We start from the raw sequence: 3292 nt of genomic DNA, 5'->3' as shown, positions 1-3292 counted from the left end.
ATGAAATCCATAATAATGGAAATGCTTTATTGTATAGTGGAAATACGATGAATCTAACAGGCTCTCATGTCATTGAAAATAAGGGCGCCACCATGCAATCAGGTGGAAAAATGACGCTAACAACACCTAATCTTGTTAATGATAATGCAAGCTTTGGCATGAAGCGTGTTTCGGATGGTATTACAAAGCATGGGGATAAAATTAAGGTTGATGATCCACATCATCCAGAAGAAAATCAAATTTTTGATGTCTCTGAATTTCCTGGCTATACAGGAAAAGGTGGCTATGGTGTGGCTCATAAAGTACCAGTGAAACAAGCTGATGGTACGATTAAAATGGTAGATAAGGGAGTTCCACCTGTAAAAAACTTTACGTTAATACGTAGTGAAGAGGAGCATACCCATACAGAAGTTACGAATAATCAACCAGGGGTTATTTCTGCTGGCGGCGATATAGTTATCAATGGTGCTTCCTCTAATATAAATAGCAAAATTGCATCTGCTGGACAAGTTATATTTAATGGCGCACATGAGACTGTTAGTGATACAACCAGTGATAAGGTGTTCAAAACAGGAACAACACAAGTTAGTGAAGCGAAACGAGTTCATAAAGGCCATGGATGGGGACATAAATGGCGCCGATATTGGGATCCCGAAGTATTTATGACACCTTCCATAGAAGAGCAGAATATACAACCCATTGGTACAATACAGGAACATGCTGAGGATACCATTGCTGAGGCTAATAAGCGTAAAGTAAACGATAGCCTTGATCCGTTTGGCACAGGAACTCAAGGAAAGTCTAGTATTGGGAACGTAACGATTGAAGGATTGAAATTACCGACACAGGCGATTTATAATATTCATCCAGATATTACAGCAAATGCATTAATTGAAACAGATAGTGCTTTTACAAATCGTAAGAAATTTGTATCGTCTGAATACATGTTAAATGCGTTGGCTAATGATCCAGACCGAAGAATGAAGCGCCTAGGTGATGGTTTCTATGAACAAGGTCTAATTAATTCACAAATCCTATCTGCTACTGGTAAACTATATTTAGAAGGATATACAGACAACGAAATCGAATATAAAGCATTACTCGAAGCGGGTATTGCCTATGGTAAAAAATATAAATTGACACCTGGTATTACCTTATCAGAAGAACAGATGAAATCCATTACAACAGATATGGTATGGCTTGAAACAAAAACTGTTGTTGTAAATGGACAACCACAACAAGTATTGTATCCGAAGGTGTATTTAGCTAAACAATCGGCTAATCAAATCGATGCTATGGGCGCTGTTGTAAGTGGCAAATCCATTATAGTTAATACGGATAGTAGATTTAAGAATAGTGGTAATATGATGGCTGACTCCATTGTAGTACAGGCAAATACAGTGGATAATTCGGGTCGATTTAATGCGAATACTGTAGCTATTGGTGCTACGGATTCCATTCGAAATACTGGTGCTATTCATGGTAATGATAGTGTTATATTACGTGCTAATAATGACATAAGTGTAGAGGCAGCAACATACAAATTAGCTAATCAAGATGTACTTATGCAACAAGGACGTATTGGTGTGTCAAATCCTAAAGGAACCATAGACATTCATAGCAATAAGGATGTACATCTAATTGGTGCTGTTATTACAGGTGGAGAAGAAGGTAACGTCTCTATTACTAGTGCCAATACGGTTAATGTGGATACTAAAAAATTAAGTGCCAAGAAAGATATGACATTAAATGCTGCAAATTATCTACGCACAGATAGAGGTACTGAAATTGGTACACAAATTTTAGGTGATGGCAATGTAACAGTAGCCGCCAAGAATGATGTCAATATTCGTCAAGGTGTAATAAATAGTGAGCATGGCGTAACAACTATAGCTGCTGGGAATGATGTGAATATTGAAAATGGCAATACCTATAGTCGTGATCAATATGGACTACAGTACAAGGAAAAAGGGTTGTTATCTCGTACAGTTAATACGATTCGTAAAGATTACGAGCATACAGGTGTGACAGCATCCACTATTGGTGGCAATGCAATTCAAGTAGGAGCTAACCACGATGTAAATGTAACTGGGTCTAATGTGTTAGGCACAGGTGACGTAGCTATTACAGCTGGTAATAAGGTTCGCACTAATTCCGGAGAAGATAGTAGTCGCAATGATATATATCAGCATAGTAAGAAAAAAGGTCTTATGGGGGCTGGCTTAGGATTTACTATTGGTAGTAAAAAAATCACTGACACATATGATGGTCGTTATACTACACAAGAAGCGAGTAATATTGCCTCTACTAATGGGGTGATTAATGTTACTGCTGGAGACACTATACATAGCACAACGACTAACTATTTTAGCAATAGTCCAGTATCCTTAACTGCTGCGGATGTTAACATTGATGGTAAACATAACACATCACATGTAGTACAAACCCATGAAGAAAAACGATCTGGATTAACGGTTAGTATTGGTGGGCAAGTAGTATCTGCTTTGAACACAGCTCAACAACTTGGCAAACGTGCTAATAGTAGAAAAACTAGTGCGCTATCAGCATTTGAATATGGTGAAGCAGCCAATAGCATAAAACATGCTTATAATGATGCCAAGGTTTATAGTAAGATTAAACCTGTTAATTTATTAGATAAAGAAAGAGAGGTTTTAAGTAAAGCTAATGAATTAAATAAGAATTATCAATTAGAACATCCAGAAATTGAAAATGCTGTACATCCAGATGTTCAAAATGCAATAGATAAAGAACAAAAATATAAACGAGAACAAGCTCGAAAAGATCGTCTCCTAAATATCAACGTATCTATAGGCTCTAGTAAATTTAAACAACGAAATGAGTTAAATGAAGAACAATATATTGGTAGTTCTATAGGTAGTAAAACAAAAGTAGATATTACTGCTAATAGTAATGATATGACTAAGGGGAATATACACATTACGGGAAGTAGAGTAGAAGCTCCGGTCGTTAATGTAAGTGCATCTAATAATCTTCGAATGGATGCTGGGACTAATACAGTAGTTCAACGCGATGATTATACATCTTCTGGTTGGTCAATAGGCGCAACTGTAAGCCCGCATGGAAGTGGTGTTATTGGTTTAGATGCTAATGTGTATAAAGGTAAAGAAAATGCATTAGAGACAACTAAGACACATACAGGAACCGTTATTCTTGGTAAACAAGTAAATACTGTCTCTGGAAATAATACAGAAATTATTGGTTCTAAGGTTATCGGTGAAAGTGTAACTACAAAAGTTGGACATGATTTGAA

The 3292-nt window shown here is 36.7% G+C and carries 1 protein-coding gene; it reads left to right on the top strand.

Annotated elements, in window-relative coordinates; all coding sequences use genetic code 11:
- Positions 1-47: 47 nt before the first annotated feature.
- Positions 48-3292 (top strand): hemagglutinin repeat-containing protein (locus VEI_RS04975; RefSeq protein WP_223209324.1); only part of this gene is annotated, 3245 nt, incomplete at its 3' end.

It is taken from the genome of Veillonella tobetsuensis (genome assembly GCF_001078375.1).
GTDB lineage: Bacteria > Bacillota > Negativicutes > Veillonellales > Veillonellaceae > Veillonella > Veillonella tobetsuensis.
This window is presented reverse-complemented; position numbering and strand designations above follow the sequence as displayed.